The 19,880-nt window shown below is 74.4% G+C and carries 19 protein-coding genes; 6 read left to right on the forward strand and 13 right to left on the reverse strand.

The window, feature by feature from the left end; genetic code table 11:
• Window positions 1–4 precede the first annotated feature (4 nt).
• The gene (locus tag ADK60_RS35695; RefSeq protein ID WP_053651010.1) at window positions 5–592 is read right to left on the reverse strand and encodes a helix-turn-helix domain-containing protein; all 588 of its coding nucleotides are present in this window, start codon (window positions 590–592) and stop codon (window positions 5–7) included.
• A gap of 69 nt (window positions 593–661) precedes the next feature.
• Between ADK60_RS35695 and ADK60_RS35700 the strand changes: the two genes are divergently transcribed.
• Both ADK60_RS35700 and ADK60_RS35705 read left to right on the forward strand, forming a co-directional pair.
• Complete coding sequence (locus ADK60_RS35700) at window positions 662–1,432, forward strand: AzlC family ABC transporter permease (protein ID WP_063783364.1); 771 nt, start codon at window positions 662–664, stop codon at window positions 1,430–1,432.
• The gene (locus ADK60_RS35705) at window positions 1,432–1,740 is read left to right on the forward strand and encodes an AzlD domain-containing protein (protein ID WP_053651011.1); all 309 of its coding nucleotides are present in this window, start codon (window positions 1,432–1,434) and stop codon (window positions 1,738–1,740) included. Before ADK60_RS35700 ends, ADK60_RS35705 begins: the two co-directional genes overlap by 1 nt.
• A 22-nt stretch (window positions 1,741–1,762) precedes the next feature.
• Here the strand turns inward: ADK60_RS35705 and ADK60_RS35710 are convergent, their stop codons facing one another.
• On the reverse strand, window positions 1,763–2,098 hold the full coding sequence (locus ADK60_RS35710) for a hypothetical protein (protein ID WP_159400714.1): 336 nt from the start codon (window positions 2,096–2,098) through the stop codon (window positions 1,763–1,765).
• A gap of 58 nt (window positions 2,099–2,156) precedes the next feature.
• On the reverse strand, window positions 2,157–2,735 hold the full coding sequence (locus ADK60_RS35715; protein WP_053651013.1) for a GNAT family N-acetyltransferase: 579 nt from the start codon (window positions 2,733–2,735) through the stop codon (window positions 2,157–2,159).
• A gap of 140 nt (window positions 2,736–2,875) precedes the next feature.
• Between ADK60_RS35715 and ADK60_RS35720 the strand changes: the two genes are divergently transcribed.
• From ADK60_RS35720 to ADK60_RS35735, 4 genes are all read left to right on the forward strand, one after another.
• Window positions 2,876–4,066: an acyl-CoA dehydrogenase family protein gene (locus ADK60_RS35720; RefSeq protein ID WP_053651014.1), complete on the forward strand. Its 1,191-nt coding sequence runs from the start codon at window positions 2,876–2,878 to the stop codon at window positions 4,064–4,066.
• A gap of 386 nt (window positions 4,067–4,452) precedes the next feature.
• The gene (locus ADK60_RS35725) at window positions 4,453–5,331 is read left to right on the forward strand and encodes an alkaline phosphatase family protein (RefSeq protein WP_052709271.1); all 879 of its coding nucleotides are present in this window, start codon (window positions 4,453–4,455) and stop codon (window positions 5,329–5,331) included.
• A gap of 347 nt (window positions 5,332–5,678) precedes the next feature.
• Entirely contained in the window at window positions 5,679–6,158 is a 480-nt protein-coding gene (locus ADK60_RS35730) for a hypothetical protein (protein WP_045941517.1), read from the forward strand.
• Window positions 6,159–6,355: 197 nt separating this feature from the next.
• On the forward strand, window positions 6,356–7,660 hold the full coding sequence (locus ADK60_RS35735) for a multidrug effflux MFS transporter (protein WP_053651015.1): 1,305 nt from the start codon (window positions 6,356–6,358) through the stop codon (window positions 7,658–7,660).
• A gap of 202 nt (window positions 7,661–7,862) precedes the next feature.
• Here the strand turns inward: ADK60_RS35735 and ADK60_RS35740 are convergent, their stop codons facing one another.
• From ADK60_RS35740 to ADK60_RS35780, 10 genes are all read right to left on the reverse strand, one after another.
• Window positions 7,863–9,953 (reverse strand): glycosyl hydrolase family 18 protein, encoded by a 2,091-nt coding sequence (locus ADK60_RS35740; RefSeq protein ID WP_053651016.1) that lies wholly within the window; start codon window positions 9,951–9,953, stop codon window positions 7,863–7,865.
• A 1,024-nt stretch (window positions 9,954–10,977) separates the two neighbouring features.
• Complete coding sequence (locus ADK60_RS42675; protein ID WP_053651017.1) at window positions 10,978–11,688, reverse strand: hypothetical protein; 711 nt, start codon at window positions 11,686–11,688, stop codon at window positions 10,978–10,980.
• A 170-nt stretch (window positions 11,689–11,858) separates the two neighbouring features.
• Window positions 11,859–12,848, reverse strand: a complete 990-nt coding sequence (locus ADK60_RS35750; protein ID WP_079008968.1) for an ABC transporter substrate-binding protein — start codon at window positions 12,846–12,848, stop codon at window positions 11,859–11,861.
• A 141-nt stretch (window positions 12,849–12,989) separates the two neighbouring features.
• Window positions 12,990–13,682, reverse strand: coding sequence for an ABC transporter permease (locus ADK60_RS35755; protein WP_053651018.1), 693 nt, complete (start codon window positions 13,680–13,682; stop codon window positions 12,990–12,992).
• Window positions 13,679–14,347: an ABC transporter permease gene (locus tag ADK60_RS35760; protein WP_030391900.1), complete on the reverse strand. Its 669-nt coding sequence runs from the start codon at window positions 14,345–14,347 to the stop codon at window positions 13,679–13,681. The genes ADK60_RS35755 and ADK60_RS35760 overlap by 4 nt, the downstream gene beginning before the upstream one ends.
• On the reverse strand, window positions 14,337–15,554 hold the full coding sequence (locus ADK60_RS35765) for an ABC transporter ATP-binding protein (protein ID WP_079008969.1): 1,218 nt from the start codon (window positions 15,552–15,554) through the stop codon (window positions 14,337–14,339). The genes ADK60_RS35760 and ADK60_RS35765 overlap by 11 nt, the downstream gene beginning before the upstream one ends.
• 256 nt (window positions 15,555–15,810) lie before the next feature.
• Complete coding sequence (locus tag ADK60_RS35770; protein WP_063783365.1) at window positions 15,811–16,245, reverse strand: rhodanese-like domain-containing protein; 435 nt, start codon at window positions 16,243–16,245, stop codon at window positions 15,811–15,813.
• Window positions 16,239–16,814, reverse strand: coding sequence for a cysteine dioxygenase (locus ADK60_RS35775; protein WP_052709276.1), 576 nt, complete (start codon window positions 16,812–16,814; stop codon window positions 16,239–16,241). Before ADK60_RS35775 ends, ADK60_RS35770 begins: the two co-directional genes overlap by 7 nt.
• A gap of 291 nt (window positions 16,815–17,105) precedes the next feature.
• A complete protein-coding gene (locus ADK60_RS48260) occupies window positions 17,106–17,183 on the reverse strand; it encodes a putative leader peptide (protein ID WP_106981192.1) in 78 nt (25 codons plus the stop codon).
• A gap of 47 nt (window positions 17,184–17,230) precedes the next feature.
• The coding region (locus ADK60_RS35780) for a hypothetical protein (protein WP_159400715.1) at window positions 17,231–19,880 on the reverse strand (2,650 nt) is incomplete at its 5' end.

Raw genomic sequence — 19,880 nt, forward strand, 5'->3', positions numbered from 1 at the left:
GGCCTCAGACGTGCTCCATCACGATCACCGCGAGGGTGCCCGGCGCCAGGGCCCGGAACACGTGCGGGGCGTCGCCCGGGTAGCTCACGTAGTCGCCCGGGCCCAGCTCGACGGGCGCGTCGGCCGGCCCGGCCAGCGCCCGTCCGGCGCCCAGCAGCACATGCTCGACGGTGCCCGGCATGTGCGGGTCGGAGGCCCGGGTCTCGCCCGGCTCGGCCTCGATCCGGTAGATGTCGCGCCGGGCGTTGGGCGGGCAGGAGGCCAGCAGGGTCGCGGCGTAGTCGGCCCGCTCGGAGTGGGTGACCGGGCCCTCGCCGGCCCGCACCACCCGGACCACCGGGCGCGGCGGGTCGACCAGCCGGCTGAACGGCACGTCCAGCGCGACGCCGAGCGCCCACAGCGTCTCCACGCTCGGGTTGCCGACGCCCGACTCCAGCTGGGAGAGAGTCGACTTGGCGATTCCCGCCCGGCGGGCCAGCTCGGCCATCGACAGCCCGGCGCGTTCGCGCTCGCGCCGGACGGACACCGAGATCAGCTCGATCAGCTCGCTCCCGGAGGCGCCGGCGCCGGGTCCGCTGTTGCTTCCACTCATCAGCGTTCGCTCCACAGGTCCAAGTGTTCGCCTTGACGAACGAAACCTCTCTGGTTCACTCTACTGGACATGCGTTCGCTCCTCCGAACCCTCGAACGTTCCACGCTCCGTGACATCGCCCTGGTCTGCCTCGCGGGCGCCCTGGTCGGCATCTCGTTCGGGGCGATCTCCGTCTCCGGCGGCCTCCCCCTCTGGGTGCCGGTCGCCATGTCCGTCCTCGTCTACGCCGGAGGCGCGCAGTTCGCCGCCGTCGGCGTCGTGCTCTCCGGCGGTGGCGCGCTCGCCGCCGTCGTCACCGGCCTCGCCCTCAACGCCCGCCTGCTGCCCTTCGGCTTCACCGTCTCCGACGTCCTGGACGGCCCTCGCCGGCGCAGGCTGCTCGGCGCGCACCTGCTCACCGACGAGTCCGTCGCCTTCACCCTGCTCGAGTCCGACCCGCGGCGGCGCCGGGCGGCGTACTGGGTCTGCGGCTTCCTGCTGTTCGTGGTCTGGAACGCCTCCGTCCTCGTCGGCGCGCTGGCCGGCGGGCTGATCGGCGACACCGACGCGCTCGGACTGGACGCGGCCTTCCCCGCCGTCCTGCTCGCCCTCGTCCTGCCCTCGCTCACCGACCGCCGCACCCGCACCGCCGCCCTGACCGGCGCGGCCGTCGCCGTGGCCGCCATCCCGTTCGTCCCGGCCGGTCTGCCGGTGCTGCTCGCCCTGGCCGGGCTGCTGTTCGCGGGCCGCCCGGCGGCCCCGGCACCGGCTCCGGCGGCCCCGGCACCGGCCGCGTCCGGAGGCGACCCCGCCGCCGTGGCCGAGGGCGAACCCCGGTCCGTCGCCGAGGAGGTCCACTGATGTCCCTGCTCGCCGTCCTCCTGCTCGCCGCCGGCACCTACGCCTTCCGGCTGGCCGGGCCCCTGCTCGGCAGCCGGATCACCGTCTCGGACCGGCTGCGCCACCTGCTCGCCGTCGCCGCCGCCGTGCTGCTCGTCGCCCTGATCGCGACCGGCGCGCTCACCCGGGGCCACGACTTCGCCGGCTGGGCCCGGCCGGCCGGCGTCCTGGTCGCGGGCGTCCTCGCGCTGCGGCGCGCGCCGTTCCCGCTCGTGGTGGTCGCGGCCGCCGCGACCACGGCGGTGCTCCGGCTGTGCGGCGTCGCCTGAAGCCCCGCCGGGGGCGCGGGCGTCAGCCGGCCTCCGCCTCCCGGGCCTGGGCCGCCGCGAGCCGCTCCTGCTGCACCTCGGGGTGCTTGCTGTCCCACAGCAGCTCCCACACCCTGAACACGCAGTGGTAGTCCCGCATGCTCCCCTGAAGGATCAGCAGATAGCTGTCACCGTCCCGCAGCAGCCTGCGCCGCCGGGCGTTGAACGGGTGCTGCGGGGTGTAGGTCGGGACGAGCCGCCGCAGTTCGGCGACGGCGTCCTCCCGGGTGCCCGCCACCTCGGCGAGCACCTTGCTGCCCCAGATCCGGTCGTCCCCGACGCCCTCGGTCTCCTCGACCACCACGGCCCAACGTCCCACGGTCCACCCCTTGTGCCTCGTCCGTACGCGAAAGCGGTCATCGTAGCGACGCGACCGCTCAGCACACCGGGGCGGTACCGGCGGCGGGTACCGGCAGCGCCTTGTAGTAGACGGTCGTCGCGCGCGGAGCCCCCGCCGGGTCGGTCGCGAAGTCCGGCACCGAGCCGACCCTGGTCCAGCCCGCCGCCGCGTACAGGCGCTCGGCGGGGCTGTCCGTCTCGGTGTCGAGCACCAGGGTCCGGATCCCGCGCCCGACGGCCGCCGCCTCCAGGGCCGCCAGCAGCCGGCCGGCCAGACCGTGGCCCCGGTCCGCCCGGTGGACCATCAACTTGGCCACCTCCGCCCGGTGCCGGCCGTTGGCGGTCGACGCCGGCCGCAACTGCACCGTCCCCGCGATCCGCCGGTCCGCGTCGGCGCCCGAGCCGGAACCCGCCTCCGGGTGTGCGACCCAGAGCAGCAGCCGCCCCGCCCCGACGTCCGGGGCCAGCGCCCGCCACCAGTCGGCCGCCGCGCCGGGGTCGAGCGGAGCGAGGAAGCCGACGGACGCGCCGCCGTCGACGGTGTCCGCCAGCAGCCCGCCCAGCCGCTCGGCCGCGCCAAGCAGTTCCTCCGCCGTCACCGGCCGGACTGTGTACATGCTCACTCCCTCGTTTCCGACGGTCCCGGGAGGCGGCCGGTGCGCAATACTCGCCGGTACCCAACGCCGCGACCGGTTCGTGCCGCGACCGGTCCCGACGCCGCGACCGGTTCGCGCCGCCGAGACTACAAGGAGCTTCCATGGCGAAGCCGACCAGGATCGACCCCGCCGACCTGCTCGCCGTCGGTGACCTGCTCACCGACGAGGAGCGGCTCGTCCGCGACACCGTGCGGAAGTTCACCGAGGACCGGATCCGCCCGCACATCGGCGACTGGTTCGAGCGCGGGGTCTTCCCCGCCCGCGAACTCGCCCCCGAACTCGGCGCCCTCGGCGTGCTGGGCATGCACCTCGACGGCTACGGCTGCGCCGGCTCGACCGCCGTCGCCTACGGGGTCGCCTGCATGGAACTGGAGGCCGCCGACTCGGGCCTGCGCAGCTTCGTCTCGGTCCAGGGCTCGCTGGCGATGCGCTCCATCCACGCGTTCGGCTCCGAGGAGCAGAAGCAGCGCTGGCTGCCCGGACTCGCCGCCGGCGAACTGATCGGCTGCTTCGCCCTCACCGAACCGGACTTCGGCTCCGACCCCGCCAACATGCGCACCCGCGCCCGCCGCAAGGGCGCCGGCGAGGGCGCGGACTGGGTGCTCTCCGGCTCCAAGATGTGGATCACCAACGGCTCCCTCTCCGACGTCGCGGTGGTCTGGGCGCAGACCGAGGAGGGCGTCCGGGGCTTCCTGGTCGAACCCGGCATGCCCGGCTTCACCGCCACCGACGTGCACGGCAAGCTCTCCCTGCGCGCCTCGGTGACCAGCGAGCTCGCCTTCGACGAGGTGGTCCTGCCGGCCGACGCCGTCCTGCCCGGCGTCACCGGGCTGCGCGGACCGCTGTCCTCCCTCAACGAGGCCCGCTACGGCATCCTCTGGGGCACCGTCGGCGCCGCCCGCGACTGCTACACCGCCGCCCTCGACTACGCGAAGAGCCGGGTCCAGTTCGGCCGCCCGATCGCCGGGTTCCAGCTCACCCAGCAGAAGCTGGTCGAGATGATGCTGGAGGTCGAGAAGGCCTACCTGGTCGCCCTGCGGATCGGCCGGCTCAAGGACGAGGGCGCGGCCCGCCCGGCACACGTCAGCTTCGGCAAGCTCAACAACGTCCGGGCCGCGCTGGAGATCGCCCGCAGCGCCCGCACCGTGCTCGGCGCCAACGGCATCACCACCGAGTACCCGGTCCTGCGGCACGCCAACAACCTGGAGTCGGTGCTCACCTACGAGGGCACCAGCGAGATCCACACCCTCGTCCTCGGCGAGGCGATCACCGGCGAGTCCGCCTACCACTGACCCGCCTACCACTGACCCGCCGGCCGGGGCCCGGCGCACCCGAAAACCGGTACCCGTCCGGGCCGTTCATGACTGGCTTCGTGCCTGGTTCCGCGCCCATGAACGGCCCGACGGCCCACCGTGACGAGTCACCGGTGACGACCGACCGGCCGTCACCGGCCGTTACCGGTCGTCACCGGTCGTCACCGGTCGGCCGGCCTGTGTCGGTCTGCGTCGGTCGGCGTCGGGCTGTGTCGACCGGCTCCGGTCGGACACGGCCAGGACATCCCGCGTTGTCCGGGAGGCAACCTCGCGGTTCGGCGGGCGGTGAAACATGGCCCGGTCGCCGCCGCCCGCCACGGTGCGGGCGCGGTCGGCACCCGCACCGTGAAAGGAACCGCCCCCTCATGTCCGTACCGCCGCTGCCGCGCCCCCGGGTCCTCGTCGTCGGGATCGACGGCGTCCGGTACGACCTGCTGGAGCAGGTCCCGATGCCGAGGCTCGCGGAGGTCGCCGAGGCCGGCTTCCTGGCGCCCGTGACGGTGGCGGAGTCCACGCCCACCATGTCCGGACCGTGCTGGGCCACCATCGTGACCGGTGTGGAGCCCGCCAAGCACGGCGTCTGGGGCAACCACCTCGGCGGCAACCGGCTCGACGTCTTCCCCGACTTCACCACCCGGCTGGCCCGGGGCGACCGGCGCCGTACCTTCGTCGCGGCCGGCTGGGACCCGCTGGTGATCGGCGAGTCCGGCGGACCGCTGTTCCGCGCGCCCGGCCGCCTCTGTTACGTCGCCCCCGCCGAGGACACCCCGGAAGCCTGGGAGGCCGTCGACGAGGAGGTCACCCGGGAGGCCGTGGACGTGCTGCGCGACGCGGACCCGGAAGCCTCCTTCGTCTACCTCGGCGCCGTCGACGAGACCGCGCACTTCCTCGGCTGCGGCGAGGAGTACCGGGCCTCGATGCGCGCCGCCGACGAGCGGCTCGGCCGGCTCCTGGACGCGGTCCGCGCCCGGCCCGGCCACGCCGAGGAGGCCTGGACGGTCATCGTCGTCACCGACCACGGCCACGTGGACGTCGGCGGCCACGGCGGGCGGACCGTCGAGGAGCGCACCGCCTGGGTGGCCTGCGCCGGACCCGGCATCCCCGCCGCCCCGCCCACCGGGGAGATCCGCCACCCCGACGTCGCGGCCCAGGTCTACGCCGCCCTCGGCCGGCCGATCGACCCGCACTGGACCCTGGACGGCCGCCCCTTCCCGGTCGCCGTGCCCGCGGCGGCGGCAGCCTGACACCCGCCGCCGGCCGGTCACCGGAACGGCGGCACGCCCGCCGCGGACCGTCCGGCGACCGGGTGAGCGACACGCCGTCGCGGCACCCGGGCGGCCCCGGCCGGGCTGCGCGCCGACCGGTCCCGGGCCAGGCTCGTCCGGGGTGAACCCCGAGACCGGTTAGCCCCGTGTACCTCTCAAGGTGGAGGTCGTACCCCCCAAGGACGGCGGTGGATCAAGACCTCCTGGTGACGTCAGGGCCCCCCGGTGCCCACCAGGATGGAAGACAACGGGGAGCCGCTCCCGGCCCCGACGGGGTGCCCGGGAGCGGACGCTGAGCAGCAGGGCGCAGGAGAGGACACACGGGCATGAACGGCATCGCGGGCAAGATCGCCATCGGAGTGGTCGGTACGGGCATGGCCGCCGCCGTCGCCACCGTGGCGGTCGGGCCGAGGGTCGCCGAGTGGTACGACGGCCGGCACCAGGAGCAGGCCACCTACGCCAGCGGCAGCGAGGCCAAGGCCGACCGCCGCTCGATGCCGACCTGGCTGCCCGACAACGCCTCCTCGGTCCGCTACCTGATGTCCACCACCGGCGACGACCGCCTGCTGCGCGCCACCGTCCCCGAGGGGCGGCTGCCCGCCGGCTGCACGACCACCGCGACCACCAAGGGCAACCACCTGGCGCCGGTCACGCTCAAGGCGGGCTGGTTCCCGGAGGGGATCACCTCGAAGGTCACCGGCTCCTGCGGCCACTACAAGGTCACCCTGACCGGCAACCAGCTCTACGCGTGGCAGGACGGCGCCGCCGTGCAGGCCGCCCTCCGCGCCGAGCGGCTCCCGCGCTGACGCCCCCGCGCTGGCACTCCGGCGCTGACGCTCCCGCTCCGGGGCTCCCGCGCTGACGCCCCCGCTCAGGGGCCCCGCTCCGGGGCTCCCGCCCGGCAGCGAAATGGGCCGGGCGGCCGCCCCGGCTGTCGGTGGCCCGGGGCGCTGGGGTAGGACGGAGCGAGCACGATCGCCGTGCTCGTTCCGAGAGGAGCCCCATGCCTGGTCCGACCGCCGGCTCTGCCGGTGACACGTCGACCGCCCCCGCCACTCCCGTCGATGCCGCCGACGCTGCCGCCACCGGCGCGACCGGCCGCGCCGCCATCGTCGTCCTCGGCGGCCTGGTCGCCCTGGGACCCCTCACCACCGACCTCTACCTGCCCGGTCTGCCCGCGATCGCCGACGACCTCGTCGCCGAACCGGCCGCCGTCCAGCTCACCCTCACCTTCTCGATGTTCGGTGTGGCCGCCGGGCAGCTGATCTTCGGGCCGCTCAGCGACCGCTTCGGGCGCCGGCCGCCCCTGCTCGCCGGACTCGTCGTCTACACCCTCGCCAGCATCGTCTGCGTGATCGCGCCCGACCTGACCGTGCTGATCGCGGCACGCTTCGTCCAGGGCGCCGCGGGCGCCGCCGGACTGGTCATCGGCCGGGCCGTCGCCCGCGACCGCTTCGAGGGCGTCGCGATGATCCGCTTCCTCGCCTCGATCACCCTGATATCCGGCCTGGCCCCGATCCTCGCGCCGCTCTTCGGCGCCCAGATGCTGCGCTTCACCTCCTGGCGCGGCACCTTCGGCGCACTGGCCGCCCTCGGCCTCCTCCTCACCCTGGTGGCCTTCGCCGCCCTGCGCGAGACCCTCCCGGCCTCCGCCCGGCGCGCCGGCGGCCTGAGCGGCACCCTGCGCACCATGGGCGGGCTCCTGCGCAACATGCCGTTCCTGGGGCTGCTGCTGACCAGCACGTTCGCCTTCGGCGCGCTGTTCGGCTACATCAGCGGTTCCTCGGTGGTGCTCCAGCACGTCTACCACGTGTCGCCGCAGACCTACAGCCTGCTGTTCGGGCTCAACTCGGTGGCGATCGTCGGCGCCACCCAGCTCAACGGGCGGGTCCTCGCACCCCGGTTCACCGCCGGGGCGCTGATGCGCACGGGCCTCGCGGTGATGATCGCCGCCGGGGTGTCCCTGGTCCTGGTCACGGCCGTCTGGGACCTCGGGCTGGTCGCGGTGTGCGCCTCGCTGTTCGTGATGATGGCCGGCCTCGGCATGGTCCTGCCGAACTCGGCCGCCCGCGCGCTGAGCCTGGTCGCCCCGCAGTCCGCCGGTTCCGCCTCCGCGCTCCTCGGCACCGGCACCTTCCTCTGCGGGGCCGTGGTCGCCCCGCTCAGCAGCCTGGGCGGCAGCCCGTCGGCGGTGCTGCTCGCGGTCGTCGTGCTCAGCTGCGCGCTGCTCTCCGCGGCGTCCTACCTGCTGCTCCTGCGGCCCGTGCGGACCGCCCCGGCCGATGCGACGGAGCCGGCCGCGGCGTAGCCGTTCCGGCCCCGGCCCGGGCGGTCCCGGTCCCCGGAGGCCGCTGAACGGAGTCCGCCGGGGTGCCACGACCAGCTGTCGTGGCACCCCGGCGGGGGAATGGGGCGGGCCGGCCGGTGGACGAGGACCGACGGTGGCGGTCAGCCGGCCGCCGTCATGCGTCCTTCAACACCTCCCGCCCGCGCGGTCGGTCCGACGACCGTCAGGCGATCGAGAAGTCGTCGCCGTAGACGCTGCCCTGGCCGTACCAGCCGTGCAGGTAGACGGTGACGGTCCCGGAGGCGCCGGTGGTGAACGGGACGCTGAGCTTGGTCCAGCCGGAGGCGCTGGTCCAGGTGGAGCCGGTGGCGCCGCCGCTCACGCCGACGTAGGCGTAGCTGCCCTGGACCCAGCCGGTCAGGGTGTAGGCCTTGTTGGGCGCCAGGGTGACGGTCTGCGAGCACTGGCCGGTCTGGGACGCGTTGGCCGCGGCCTGGAGCGCGTACGAGCCGGAGTGGACCGGGGTGCCGACCACGCTGCCGCCGGTCTGGCAGGTCCACGGGCCGAGGCTGCCGGTCTCCAGGCCGCCGTTCACGAGACCGCCGGGCGGCGTGACGCCGGTGACGGTCAGCGTGTAGGTGCTGGTGTGGCTGCCGGAGGCGGCGGTGCCGGTCACCGTGAGCGGGTAGCTGCCCGGGGTGGTGGCGGCGGTGGTGGCGACGGTGAGCGTCGCCGAGGAACCGGCGGTCACGGTGCCCGGGTTGACGGTGGCGGTGACCCCGGCCGGGGCGCCGCTCACGGTGAGGTTGACGCTCTGCGCCGAGCCGGAGACCACGGTCGTGCCGACGGTCGCGGTCGTCGAGGAGCCGGCGGTCACCGAACCGGCGGCGGGGCTCACGCCGACCGAGAAGTCGTTGCCGGGCTGGGTGCTCGTCACCTTCAGCGTGTAGGTGCTGGTGTGGCTGCCGGAGGCGGCGGTGCCGGTGACGGTCAGCGGGTAGGTCCCGGGGGCGGCCCCGGCGGTGGTGGCGACGGTGAGTGTCGCGGGGGAACCGGCGGTCACGCTACCGGGGTTGACGGTGGCGGTGACGCCGGCCGGGGCGCCGCTCACGGTGAGGTTGACGCTCTGCGCCGAACCGGAGACCACCGCGGTGCTGATGGTCGCGGTCGCCGAGGAACCGGCCACGACGGTGCCCGAGTTGGGGTTCACGCCGACCGAGAAGTCGTTCACCGGCTGGGTGTTGCTGGTGAACGGGGCGAAGATCTTGGTGAAGTCCCAGGTGTTCTGGGCGATTCCGGAGCAGTCGTCACGGGCGCCGGCGCCGGCGCAGCTGCCGTTGTCGCGCTGCAGCGCCCAGAAGGACAGCGTGTTGATGCCCTTCGAGACCGCCCAGTTGTAGACGGTGGTGGCGTTGGCGAGGGTGAAGGTCTCCGCCGGGCCGAAGTCGTCGACGCCGATCATCTCGGTGATGCCGATCGAACCCCACAGCTGCGCCGGGGTCTTGGTCGGGTAGAGCTTCGCCAGCTGGTTGTACAGGCCGGTGGCGGAGGTCTGGGTGTCGGCCGCCATGTCGTGGGCGGCGTTGTCGTAGTAGTCGAACGTCATCATGTTGACGACGTCGATCTTGGCGTTGTTGGTGACGGCGTTCCTCAGCACCGCGAGTCCGCTGGCGGCGAGTCCGCTGGTGGTGGTCGGCAGCGTGTAGGAGAACTGGATCTGCCGGCCGTTGGCGGCGGCCCAGTCCTGGACCAGCTTGATCGCCTTGTTGCGGCGGTCGACACCGGCCGAGTTGTCCAGCGAGTCGACCTCGATGTCGAGGTCGATCCGGCTGATCTCGTACGTGGTGATGAGGTTCTCGTACGCGGCGGCGATCTGGTTGACGTCGGTGCAGCTGTCGGCCAGTTCGGTGCCGGTGGTGTCGGCGGTGTAGCCGCCGAACGACGGGATGACGTCGCCGCCGTTGGCACGGATCCTGGCGAAGTCGGCGCCGAACGAGGACTGCGCGACGGGCAGCGAGGTGTCGCCGTTCCAGTACGGCGTGCAGGAGCCCTTGGTGGCGGTCTGCAGGAACGCCATCGTCAGGTACTTGGCGCCGGACTGCGCGGCCAGCGTGGCCGGGCTCTCGCCGGTCCAGGCCTCGAAGTAGGGGGCGAACACCCGGGTGGGGAGCGGGGTCGCCGCCGCCGTGACCTCGGCGGTGGCCGGGCCGGTCGGCGCCGCGCCCGCCGACGTCGCGCCGGCGACCAGGCCGGCGGACGCGACGAGCGTGACACAGGCCGTCAGGGCGGCCTTGAGTGTTCTGGGTAGACGCATGGGTTCTCCAACAGACGTGGTGGGGCAGGACGTTGGTGAAGCGTGCGGGACTGTGCCGCGGCGTCCGAGGCGGACGCGCGGGGTGGACGTGCCGGGCCGGGGGAGGAGCTTTTCGGCCGTACGGCGGGCGGTGCTCGGGGGTGTGCAAACCCCAAGGACGCAGGGCACGGCGGACGGCGTGCGCGGACGCGCGCATGGGCCGTGACGGGGCCTGGGGGCGGAGCGGAGCAGGGCAGGGCAGCGCCTCAGCCGCCGGTGGTCACACCCCCACAGTGCATCCCGGTCGGATCGACATGCCTATGGTTGGACTAGACCACTCGTCTGTCAAGAGTCCTAACAGTTCGTCGGCGAAGGGGTGAGGTTGGCCGAGGAAAGGTCAACCGTCGAACAATCCGGTTGTGACCGGCGCGGGCGCTCCGACATCATCGGAGTCATGCGAGACCTCGACTGGAAGCTCGACAGAGAGGGCGGCTGCCGCCCGCACGGGTGAGCCCCCGGCTCCCGGGTCCCCGTCCGCCGCCTCCGGTGGCCGACTGCCGGACCGTGTCCGTTCGCCTCGCCGCTCGTCCGCCGCCGGTCCGTCGTCCGGTCCGTCGGCGGGCCCGAACACCTTTTGCGCCGTGACGCCCTCGCATTGTGACGCCCTCGCGTTGTGACGATCGCTCGCCGTGACGACCGCTCGCCGTCACGACCGCCCCGGTCGGGCCGGGTTCCGGTCCGTCGGGGCACCGGTCGGCGCGCGCGGTGCGTCCGTCGCCCCGTTGTTCGTTCCACCTGTACGCGTCCGTCCGCGGGTGCGCCGCTCCGTCGGCCCTCCCGCGCAGACGCTCATGTCCGTACGCCCGCCCACCCCTGGAGAGGAGGAACCATGGACTTCATCTCGTCCGACGACAAGGACACCGCCTGGAGTGCCGTCTGAGCCGGCGGCAGGTGTGTGCCGTGGCCGCGCGGGTGGTCGTCGCGCGCGGCCACGGCGGGCCCGGCGCTCAGGACACCGGGCCGATCGGGACCTGTCGGGCCTGGCTCAGACCGACGGGCAGAGAACGGTGCGCAGCGCGTCGAGGATTTTTTCCGCCTTCTCGGCCCCGAAACCCTGGGGATGGGCGGGATCCGTGAAGCGCTGGTCGGCCAGCTCGATCAACTTGGCCCGGTCCTTCGGGAACTGGTACATCGCCTGGCACTGGTTGCGGGCCCGGTCGACGGCCTGCTCGGGCTTTCCGCCGACGATCGCCGGATCGATCGCGTCCAGGGCGGCCACCAGCTGCGCCGTGACATCGGCGGCGGGCTTGCTCGGCAGTCCCGCGTCGGTGGGCGGCGCCGGCTTCGGCGCGGCCGGGGGCTCGGCCGGCGGCTTGTTGGGGTCGGCCGGGGCCGGGGAGTCGGCGGGGGCGCCGGTGGCCGGTGCGGGACCGGTGGCTGCCGGGGCGGGCGGGTTCGCGGTCGCGGACCCGGCCGCCCCGGCGGTCGTTCCAGCGGTGGTTCCGGCCGAGCTGCCGGCCGTCCCGCCGGGGGTGGACCCCGCGGTGCTGCCGGCCGTGCCGGTGGCTCCCGTGCCGGGTGTGTCGGTGGCTCCCGGGGCGGGCCCGGATTCGGTCGCGGTGGCCGAAATGCCGGGGGAGCCGGGGGCCGTGGTGCCGGCCGCGGTGGTGCCGGAGCCCGAGCCGGAGCTGGAGCACGCGGCGAGGCTCACCGCGGCGAATGCCGTGAGGGTGGCGGCGAGAAGGCGAGTGCGCATGCCGTCACACTGTCATGTTCGCGCCGTTCAAGGGAAGATCTGCCGAACCCGGGATCGACGCCCCGCCCTCTCCGTAGCCGGCCCCGGAGCCGGCAGGCGGAAGCCGCCGCGGGGCGGGACCGTCCTCCCGACCGGTCCCGCCCCGCGGCGGCTTCCCTCCGACCCGGAGGTCAGGACAGTCCGCTGCTCTTCAGCCAGTCCTTGGCCACCGCCGACGGGTCCTCCTTGTCCACCGCGACCTTCTTCATCAGCGCCAGCAGCCCCGCCGTGTCCAGCTTGGCCGACACCGCGTTGAGTGCACCGGTCGCCGTCGCGTCCACCTTGGCCTTGTTGACCAGCGGGGTGACGTTCTGGGCGCCGAAGAGGTTCTTCGGGTCGGCGAGCGGGACGAGCTTCAGCTGGGTGATCTTCGGATCGGTGGAGAAGACGTTGCCGACCTGGATCGAGCCGTCCTTGACGGCGTTGGCCGTGGTCTCGCCGGTCGACTTCCACTCCTTGAAGGTCAGGCCGTAGACGTCCTTCAGCGGCTGCTCCTGCCGCGACTTGAACTCCGGCGGGCCGCCGATGGTGAACTCGCCCGCCTTGGCGGCCAGGTCCGCGATGGTCTTGAGCCCGAGCTTGTCGGCGCTCTCCTGGCTGATGCTCAGGGTGTCCTTGTCCTCGGCGGGGGAGGACTCCAGGATCCCGAGCGAGGCGGGCAGCGTCTTCGTCAGCTCGGCATTGACCGCCGCCGCGGTCGGGTCGGCCGACTTGCCGCCCAGGTAGGCGAGCAGCGCGCCGTTGTACTCGGGCAGGACGGAGAGGCTGCCGCTCTGCAGCTGCCCGTAGAGCACCTCGCGGCTGCCGATGTTGAACTTCTCCTCGACCTTCACGCCCTTGGCCCGGAGCGCCTGGGCGTAGATCGAGCCGAGCAGCACGTTCTCGGGGAAGTTCGCGGAACCGACCACGACCGTCCCACCGGGGGCGGCGGCCGCGGAGGTGCCGCCGCCGGCCGCCGAGGTCGACGCGCCGCCGCCCAGCGGGTCGCCGCCGGAGGAGGAGCAGGCCGTCGCGGCGAGGGCGAGCGCGGCCAGGGCCGCCACGGCGGCGGTCCGGCGCACCGGACCCGCTCCGGCCGGCTTCGGGGCGGTGGAGCCGTTCAGCGGGATGAATGTCGACATGGTGACAGGTGTCCTCTCGGGGTGGTCAACTCGGGAAGGGCAAGCCGGGAGCGGGAACGGAAGCGGAGTGAAGTGAGGTGAAGTGAGGGGAGGGGAGGGCGGGGGCCGGAAGCACGGTGGCCGGGACGCCGGCCCGCGCGGTCACGACGACCGGCGGTCCGCGGCCCGCTGCTGCGCCCGCAACCCGGGCGGGAGCGCGTACCGGGCCAGCAGGGCGAAGAACGCCTGGGCCGCGACGGCCAGCAGGACGACCAGCAGCGCGCCGCCGACCGTAGCCGCGTAGTCCCGGGTGGCCAGCCCGTCGACGACGTACCGGCCGAGGCCGCCGAGCCCGACGTACGCGGCCACCGTCGCGGTCGCGATGACCTGCACGGTCGCGGTCCGGAAACCGGCCAGCAGGGTCGGCAGCGCCGACGGCAGGCAGACCTGCCACAGCACCTGCGGATGCGTCAGCCCGACCCCCCGGGCCGCGTCCCGCACGTCCGGGTCGGTGCCCCGGACCCCCTCGACGGCGGCGACCAGCAGCGGCGGGGCCGCCAGCGCCACCAGCGGCACCAGGACGGCGGTGTCGCCGACCCCCGCGAGCAGGACCGCCAGCGTCACCAGCCCGAGCGTCGGCAGCGCGCGGGCCGCGCCGGCCATCGCGGTCACCACGGTGACGCCGCGCCCGGTGTAGCCGATCAGCAGCCCGAGCGGGACGGCCAGCAGCGCGGCGTAGAGCAGGGCCTCACCGGAGAGCAGCAGGTGCTCGGCGATCCGGTGGGCGATCGCGTTCGAACCGCTGCGGCGGTCCGGGTCGGAGAAGAAGTCCCCCAGCCAGGTGAACCAGTTCACTGCCCGGCTCCCTTCTCCCGGACGGCCCAGGGCGCGAGCAGCCGGCGGGCGCCGACCAGCAGCAGGTCCACGGCCAGGGCGAGCACCGCGATCAGGACGATCCCGGCCACGATCGGGGTCGGGAAGGTGCGCTGGAAGCCGTCGACGAACAGATAGCCGAGGCCGCCCCGGCCGACCAGCGCGCCGACCGAGGCCAGCGAGATGCTGGAGACGGCCGCCACCCGCAGACCGGCCACCAGGTAGGGGACGGCGGCGGGCAGTTCCACGGCGGCCAGCCGGTGCCACGGCCCGTACCCCATCGCGGTCGCGGCCTGCCGCACCGGGTCGGGCACGGCGCGCAGCCCGTCCACCGTGGTCGGCAGCAGCACGGCGACCGCGTAGAAGGTGAGCGGGATCATCACGGTGGCCTGGGTGGCGAGCCCGGTGTACGGGATGAGCACCACGAAGACGGCCAGCGAGGGCAGGGCGTAGACGATGTTGAAGACGGCGGCGAGCGGCTGGTAGAGGCGCGGGAACCGGGTGCAGGCCAGGCCGAGCGGGACCGCCAGCAGCAGGCCGATCAGCACCGGGACGAGGGCGATGACGGCGTGGTCGGCGAGCAGGTCGCCGAGGTAGCCGAGGTGGTCGCCGATCCAGTACCAGCGGACGAGCGGTTCATCGTCCACCGCCGGCTCCGTCCGTCTCGACCTGCGTGGCCTCTGCCTTCGCGGTCTCTGCCTTCGTGGCCTCGACCTGCGCGACCTTGGCGGCCTTCGCGGCCTTCTCCGTCCCGACGTTGTCGGTCCCGGCCGCCGTGGCGGGCGGGCGGGCCGCGAGCGCGGCCAGGACCGCCTCGCGGTCGGCCGTACCGATCGCGCGGCCGTCGGGGTCCAGGGCGACGGCGATCCCGGTGGGGGACAGCACGGCCGCGTCCAGGGCGGCACGCAGGGTGTCGGCGTCCGGCCGGAACCCGGGCGCCGGCTCCAGGGCCGCGCCCGCCGCGTCCCGGTCGATCCAGCCGATCGGCCGCCGCCCGTCGTCCAGCATCAGCTCCCAGCCGCCGAACCGGACCCCGTGCGGAGACCGCCCGGCGGCGTCGTCGCCCGGACCGCCGGGTATCGGCCGGACGGGGACCGAGGCGGCCGGCCGCAGCCCGAGCCCGCGCAGGCCCCGGTCACGGCCGAGGAAGGCGGCGACGTCCAGGTCCGCGGGCGCCGTCAGCAGCGTGTGCGGATCGGCGAGCTGGGCGATCCGGCCGCGCTCGCGCAGCACCACCACCTGGTCGCCGAGCCGGACCGCCTCCTCGATGTCGTGGGTGACGAACAGCACCGTCTTGTGCAGCTCGGACTGGAGGCGGAGCAACTCCTCCTGCAGCCCGGCGCGGACCACCGGGTCGACGGCGCTGAACGGCTCGTCCATCAGCAGCACCGGCGGGTCGGCGGCCAACGCCCGCGCGACACCCACGCGCTGCTGCTGGCCGCCGGAGAGCTGGAACGGGTAGCGCTTGGCGGTCTCGGGTGCCAGCCCCACCAGGTCGAGCAGTTCGGCCGCCCTGGCACGGGCCTTCTTCCGGTCCCAGCCGAGCAGATAGGGAACGGTCGCGATGTTGTCGATCACCCGCCGGTGCGGGAACAGCCCGGCCTGCTGGATCACATAGCCGATGCCGCGCCGCAGCTTGGCCGGGTCGAGCGCCGCCACATCGGTGCCGTCCAGCAGGACCCGCCCCGAGGTCGGTTCGACCATGCGGTTGACCATCCGCAGCAGGGTGGTCTTCCCGCAGCCGGACGGGCCGACCAGCACGGTCGTCCGCCCGGTGGGGACGTCGAGGTCGAGGCCCTCGACGGCGACCGTGCCGTCGGGGTGGCGCTTGCCCGCGCCGTCGAATCTGATCACGGGGGATTTCCTCGTCTCGGCGGCTCCCGGTGGCGGCGCCGATGGTGGTGTCTGTCGCTGTGCCGGTCCGTCGGCCTGTCGCTGTGGTGTGCCTGTCGGTCGCGTGGTTGCCCGCCTTCGGACCGGCGGAAACTCTGATCAGCCTATGACCTGGTGAACCCGGTGTCCCTGATTTACCGGGCGTGGTCGGATTCACCAGGAGCGGCCGACGCGCACGCGGGGAGCGCGAGGCGCGTGCTCCGAAGCGTCCGAAACCTCAGCCTTCCCGGCTGTCTCCCTGACGGTCTCCCCGGCTGCCTTCCTGACGGTCTCCCTGACGGGTCGGCAGTCCGGCCGCCGCCCAGGCGACGAATCCGCCGTCCAGATCGGTCGCCCGGTGCAGGCCCAGCTCGCGCAACGACGCGGCGGCCAGGCTCGACGCGTACCCCTCCGAGCACACCACGACCACCTCCAGGTCGTAGCCGGTGGCCTGCGGGATCCGGTGACTGCCCGTCGGGTCGAGCCGCCACTCCAGCACATTGCGCTCGATGATCAGCGTGTCGGGGATCTCCCCCTCGGCCGCGCGCTGCGCCGCCGGGCGGATGTCCACCAGCAGCGCGCCGGCGCGCTGCGCTCGGAGCGCCTCGTCCGGGCCGGGGCGGTGCACCCCTTCCCGCGCGCGGGCCACCAGGTCGTCGATCGTGGTCACCACTGGTCGGGTCCTTCCTCGGAGGTGCGGACCAGGCCACCGGCCCGCAGTTCGTAGTGCGCCATGGAGCTGAGCGGCGGGGAGTAGGCGTGCAGCGTCACGGCCGGGCCGGACGCGGTGTTGCGGACGTCGTGCACGTACTCGGGGCCGAAGGCGCGGGTGGTGCCGGAGCCGATCCGCCGGATCAGCAGTCCCTGCTCGGGACCGCCCAACGACAGTTCCTCCAACTCGCCCAGCGCGACGGTGAACGCTCCGCGCGAGCCGCCGTGGTCGTGGAAGCCCGTGGACTGGCCGGGCAGCCAGCTGATCAGCCAGACCTCGTGGTCCTCGTCGGCGGCCAGCCGCCGGTACCAGCGCTCCTCGGTGGAGAGGCGGACGTGGTGGATCCACTGCTCGGGCTGCTCGGCCAGCTCGCGGACGATCTCCCGCAGCGTGTTCGGGGTGAGCGGAGTCCGGCCCTCCCCGGCGGGGGCGAGAGTGTCTGTCGCTGCGGGTGCGCGGGTCGGTGCGGGTGCCGGCGTCGGCGGGATCGTGACGGCGGTGGGCGTGTCGAGTGCGAGGTCCAGGTTCATGTGGGTGTCCTCGGGACGGGCGGGCGGTGGTCGTGGAGCGGTTCGCCGTGCTGCCCGCGCGCCGTGGTGGGACATGGTGCGGTGGGGCGCGGGCGGGACTGCTCGTTGCCGTGCGTTGCCGTGCGGTGCGGTGGCGCGGGATCCGTGCCGGAGCCGGTGGCGGGTGCGTGCCGCACCGGTCGGACCGGCGGGGCGGCACGGTCGTGCCGGGCGGCGTGGCGTCAGGAGAGCGGGTGCGCGGCGCGGGCCCTGGCGAAGGTCACAGGGCGGAACCGGCGGGAAGGAACAAGGTCAACAGGCACAGATGGAACTCGCCTGGCGTCGGAGGTCGACGTGCAGGCGGCAGACCAGAGTGGTGCCGGTGTCCATGCGCCGGATCCTTCCCGACGGGACGGGCACGAGTCAAGCGAGCGCGGTCACGGCCGCCCGTCGCGTCCCTGGTCGGACGCGGTCGGGGACCGTTCGGCGTCGGGCGCCGTCCCGGGGCCCGGGACGGTCCCGCTCCGGTTCGGGCCCCGGGACGGCCGGTCGGCCCTGCCGCCCTTGGCCGCCGTCGTTCCTTCGCTCGCCCCCGCTCCCCTTTCCGCCGCTGTTCCTCCTGCCGTCCCGGCCAGCGCCGCTTCGACGGCCGGGCCCGCCTGCTCGCCCAGGTACCGGCCGAGGGTCTGGTAGGCGTCGAACTGCCGGTGGTCGAACCACTGGTCACCGGCGCCGTCGTACGGGAAGGCCGGATCGCCCATCGCGTAGGCGTGCAGCTCGTACGGCATGTCGGGGGTCAGTACGGCCTGCGCGACGATCAGCGTGCCGTGGCGGGCCGACGGGCCGCCGTCGGAGTCTCCGAGCTCCAGCGGCCACGGATACACGATGTCGCCGACCACGACCGCCCGCGCGGACAGCCGCTCGGCCAGCCGCGCCGCCAGCCCGCGCAACGGCGTCCGCCCGCCCTCGCTGCCGGTTCCGCTTCCGGTCCCGGCGCTGCCCGGGACCAGCAGGTCCGGCTCCCGGAGGGTGATGGCGATGCCCAACTCCTCCCGGGCGAGGGTGATCGCCGCCGCGAGCGACCCCGCGAAGGCGGAGTCGCCGCTCGCGTCCACGCACACCGCCGTCCGCACACCGTGCCGCAGCAACTCGACCAGGCCGAGGTTCTCGTAGTGCCCGCCGTCGGTGGTGAGCAGGAACCGCGCGTCCATCGGGTACCGCCCGAACGCCTCGCGCAGCTGGTACGACAGCCGACGCACGGCGGGCTGCGGGGCGTACCGCCAGTCCCGGTCGGCGGCCCAGAGCGGGGCGAGGGCGGCCGGGTTGGGCAGCCAGGTGCCCAACCTGGCATTGGTGATCGCGAACAGCCCCTGGTACGCCCGCGACTGACGGCCCATCGCGGAGGAGAAGGCGGCGCCGGAGACGGCCATTGCGGACTGCACCGTGAGGTCCCGGGCGATGTGCCGCCGGGTGCGCCGCTCCAGCAGGTCGGTGCGCGCGTACCCGACGTCCGGGCCGCCCACGTAGTCGGAGGAGAAGGTGAACGACACCGCCCGCCGGCCGGGCGGCGTCCGCGCGCTGCCGGAGAGGTTGGCCGCCGCCGCGAAGATCACCTGGGGGAAGTCCGGGTGCCGGGCGCCGTAGTGGCTGAGCCGGGTCTGCTCGCGGAAGAAGTGGTACGGCCGGGCCAGTACCTCCCCGCCTTCCGTTCCGACCTCCTCGGCCCCGCCCTCGGCCTCCCCGCCCTCGACCGCCCCGCCCTCGACCTCCCTCCGGACGGCGAAGGCCGAGGCGAGGCGGTGCCGGTAGAAGGGGTGCAGGCCCATCCAGGTCTGGTCGAGGTTGAGGCCGACGGTGCCCAGGACCAGCGGCAGCAGCACCTGCACGGCGGTCGGCCAGGTGTGTCCGGTGGCCACCGCCCACCCGAAGGCGAGCAGCGCGCCGACGGTGAGCGCGCTCAGGGCCGACCAGAGCACGAGGTACTCGGTGATCCGGACGGTGAGACCGCTGCGGCGGGCTCCGCGCAGGACACCGCCGAGCACCGCCGCGCCCTGCTCGATGGCGTGGCGGCCGTGCCAGAGGATGCCCAGCAGCAGCGCCAGGTAGCTGAGCAGCACGGTGAGGCTGATGCCGGCCCCGGCCTGCCGGGCGCCGACCGCGAGCGCCCGCCGCAGCGCCACCGCTCCCCAGGCCAGACCGGGGACGGCCAGCACGCCCAGCGCGAGCAGCACGGCCAGCGCCAGCGCGCCGTGCGAGAAGCGGCGCAGGAGGCGCGGCAGCGGTGTGTTCCAGCCGAGCCAGGAGAAGGTGAGCAGCCACAGCAGCCACCCGGTGGCGGCGGCCGAGAGCAGCCCGGCGAGGGTGAGCAGGACCGGCACCCGGACGGTCGGCGAGCCGCCGGCGGTGGCCAGGCCGTCCAGGTCGGCGAGCGGTACGAGGTGGTAGAACCGGCTCAGGCCGAGGCCGAGCACCAGGACGGCGGCGAGCAGCAGCGTGAGCGCCGCGACCAGGCCCCGCAGCAGCGTACCGAGCGCGACCAGCCACTCGCCCGCGCCGTCCGCGAGGTACTTGGAGTGGCGGCGGAGGTGGTCCTCCTCGGGCGAGCCGGGTTCGAGCACGGTGTCGGCGGTCAGGCCGGAGCGCACCCGGACCGGACTGCCGGGCGCGGAGTCGCTCAGCGCCAACTGCATCGCGCCGACCGTGTACCCGCCCCCGGAGACCGCGACCAGGTAGCGGGCCCGCTTCAGCCAGGGGCGCAGCGCCTGGAGCGCGCCGAGGGTGACGCAGGCCGAGCGGATGCCGCCGCCGGAGACGCAGAAGCCGAGCGGAGCGTGCTCGCGACCGGGTGGGACCCGGGCGGCGTTGTGCCAGCGGGCCTGCCGGGTGAGCGGTCCGTGGATCCGGGGTCCGGGCGGCCACCGCCCGCCCCGCGCGGTCACCACCGGCCACGGCGGGATCAGCGGCGGCCCGGCCGCGGTGGGCGGATCCGGTCCCGCCGCCGCCCCGGCCCCGCCCCGTCCGCGCGCGGCGCGCCCGTCGGCCTCCCGTCCCCGCTGCCCGTACGCGGCCTCCCGCCCTTGCCTCGAC

It is taken from the genome of Streptomyces sp. XY431, assembly GCF_001279805.1.
Lineage (GTDB): Bacteria > Actinomycetota > Actinomycetes > Streptomycetales > Streptomycetaceae > Kitasatospora > Kitasatospora purpeofusca.

What these genes read in the sequence shown, in the direction of transcription:
- ADK60_RS35705 (WP_053651011.1), top strand. Translation starts at nt 1,432, where the DNA reads ATGTCCCTGCTCGCCGTCCTCCTGCTCGCCGCCGGCACCTACGCCTTC.
- ADK60_RS35715 (WP_053651013.1), bottom strand. Translation starts at nt 2,735, where the DNA reads ATGTACACAGTCCGGCCGGTGACGGCGGAGGAACTGCTTGGCGCGGCC.
- ADK60_RS35730 (WP_045941517.1), top strand. Translation starts at nt 5,679, where the DNA reads ATGAACGGCATCGCGGGCAAGATCGCCATCGGAGTGGTCGGTACGGGC.
- ADK60_RS35720 (WP_053651014.1), top strand. Translation starts at nt 2,876, where the DNA reads ATGGCGAAGCCGACCAGGATCGACCCCGCCGACCTGCTCGCCGTCGGT.
- ADK60_RS35750 (WP_079008968.1), bottom strand. Translation starts at nt 12,848, where the DNA reads ATGTCGACATTCATCCCGCTGAACGGCTCCACCGCCCCGAAGCCGGCC.
- ADK60_RS35775 (WP_052709276.1), bottom strand. Translation starts at nt 16,814, where the DNA reads ATGAACCTGGACCTCGCACTCGACACGCCCACCGCCGTCACGATCCCG.
- ADK60_RS35740 (WP_053651016.1), bottom strand. Translation starts at nt 9,953, where the DNA reads ATGCGTCTACCCAGAACACTCAAGGCCGCCCTGACGGCCTGTGTCACG.
- ADK60_RS35695 (WP_053651010.1), bottom strand. Translation starts at nt 592, where the DNA reads ATGAGTGGAAGCAACAGCGGACCCGGCGCCGGCGCCTCCGGGAGCGAG.
- ADK60_RS35725 (WP_052709271.1), top strand. Translation starts at nt 4,453, where the DNA reads ATGTCCGTACCGCCGCTGCCGCGCCCCCGGGTCCTCGTCGTCGGGATC.
- ADK60_RS42675 (WP_053651017.1), bottom strand. Translation starts at nt 11,688, where the DNA reads ATGCGCACTCGCCTTCTCGCCGCCACCCTCACGGCATTCGCCGCGGTG.
- ADK60_RS48260 (WP_106981192.1), bottom strand. Translation starts at nt 17,183, where the DNA reads ATGGACACCGGCACCACTCTGGTCTGCCGCCTGCACGTCGACCTCCGA.
- ADK60_RS35735 (WP_053651015.1), top strand. Translation starts at nt 6,356, where the DNA reads ATGCCTGGTCCGACCGCCGGCTCTGCCGGTGACACGTCGACCGCCCCC.
- ADK60_RS35700 (WP_063783364.1), top strand. Translation starts at nt 662, where the DNA reads ATGCGTTCGCTCCTCCGAACCCTCGAACGTTCCACGCTCCGTGACATC.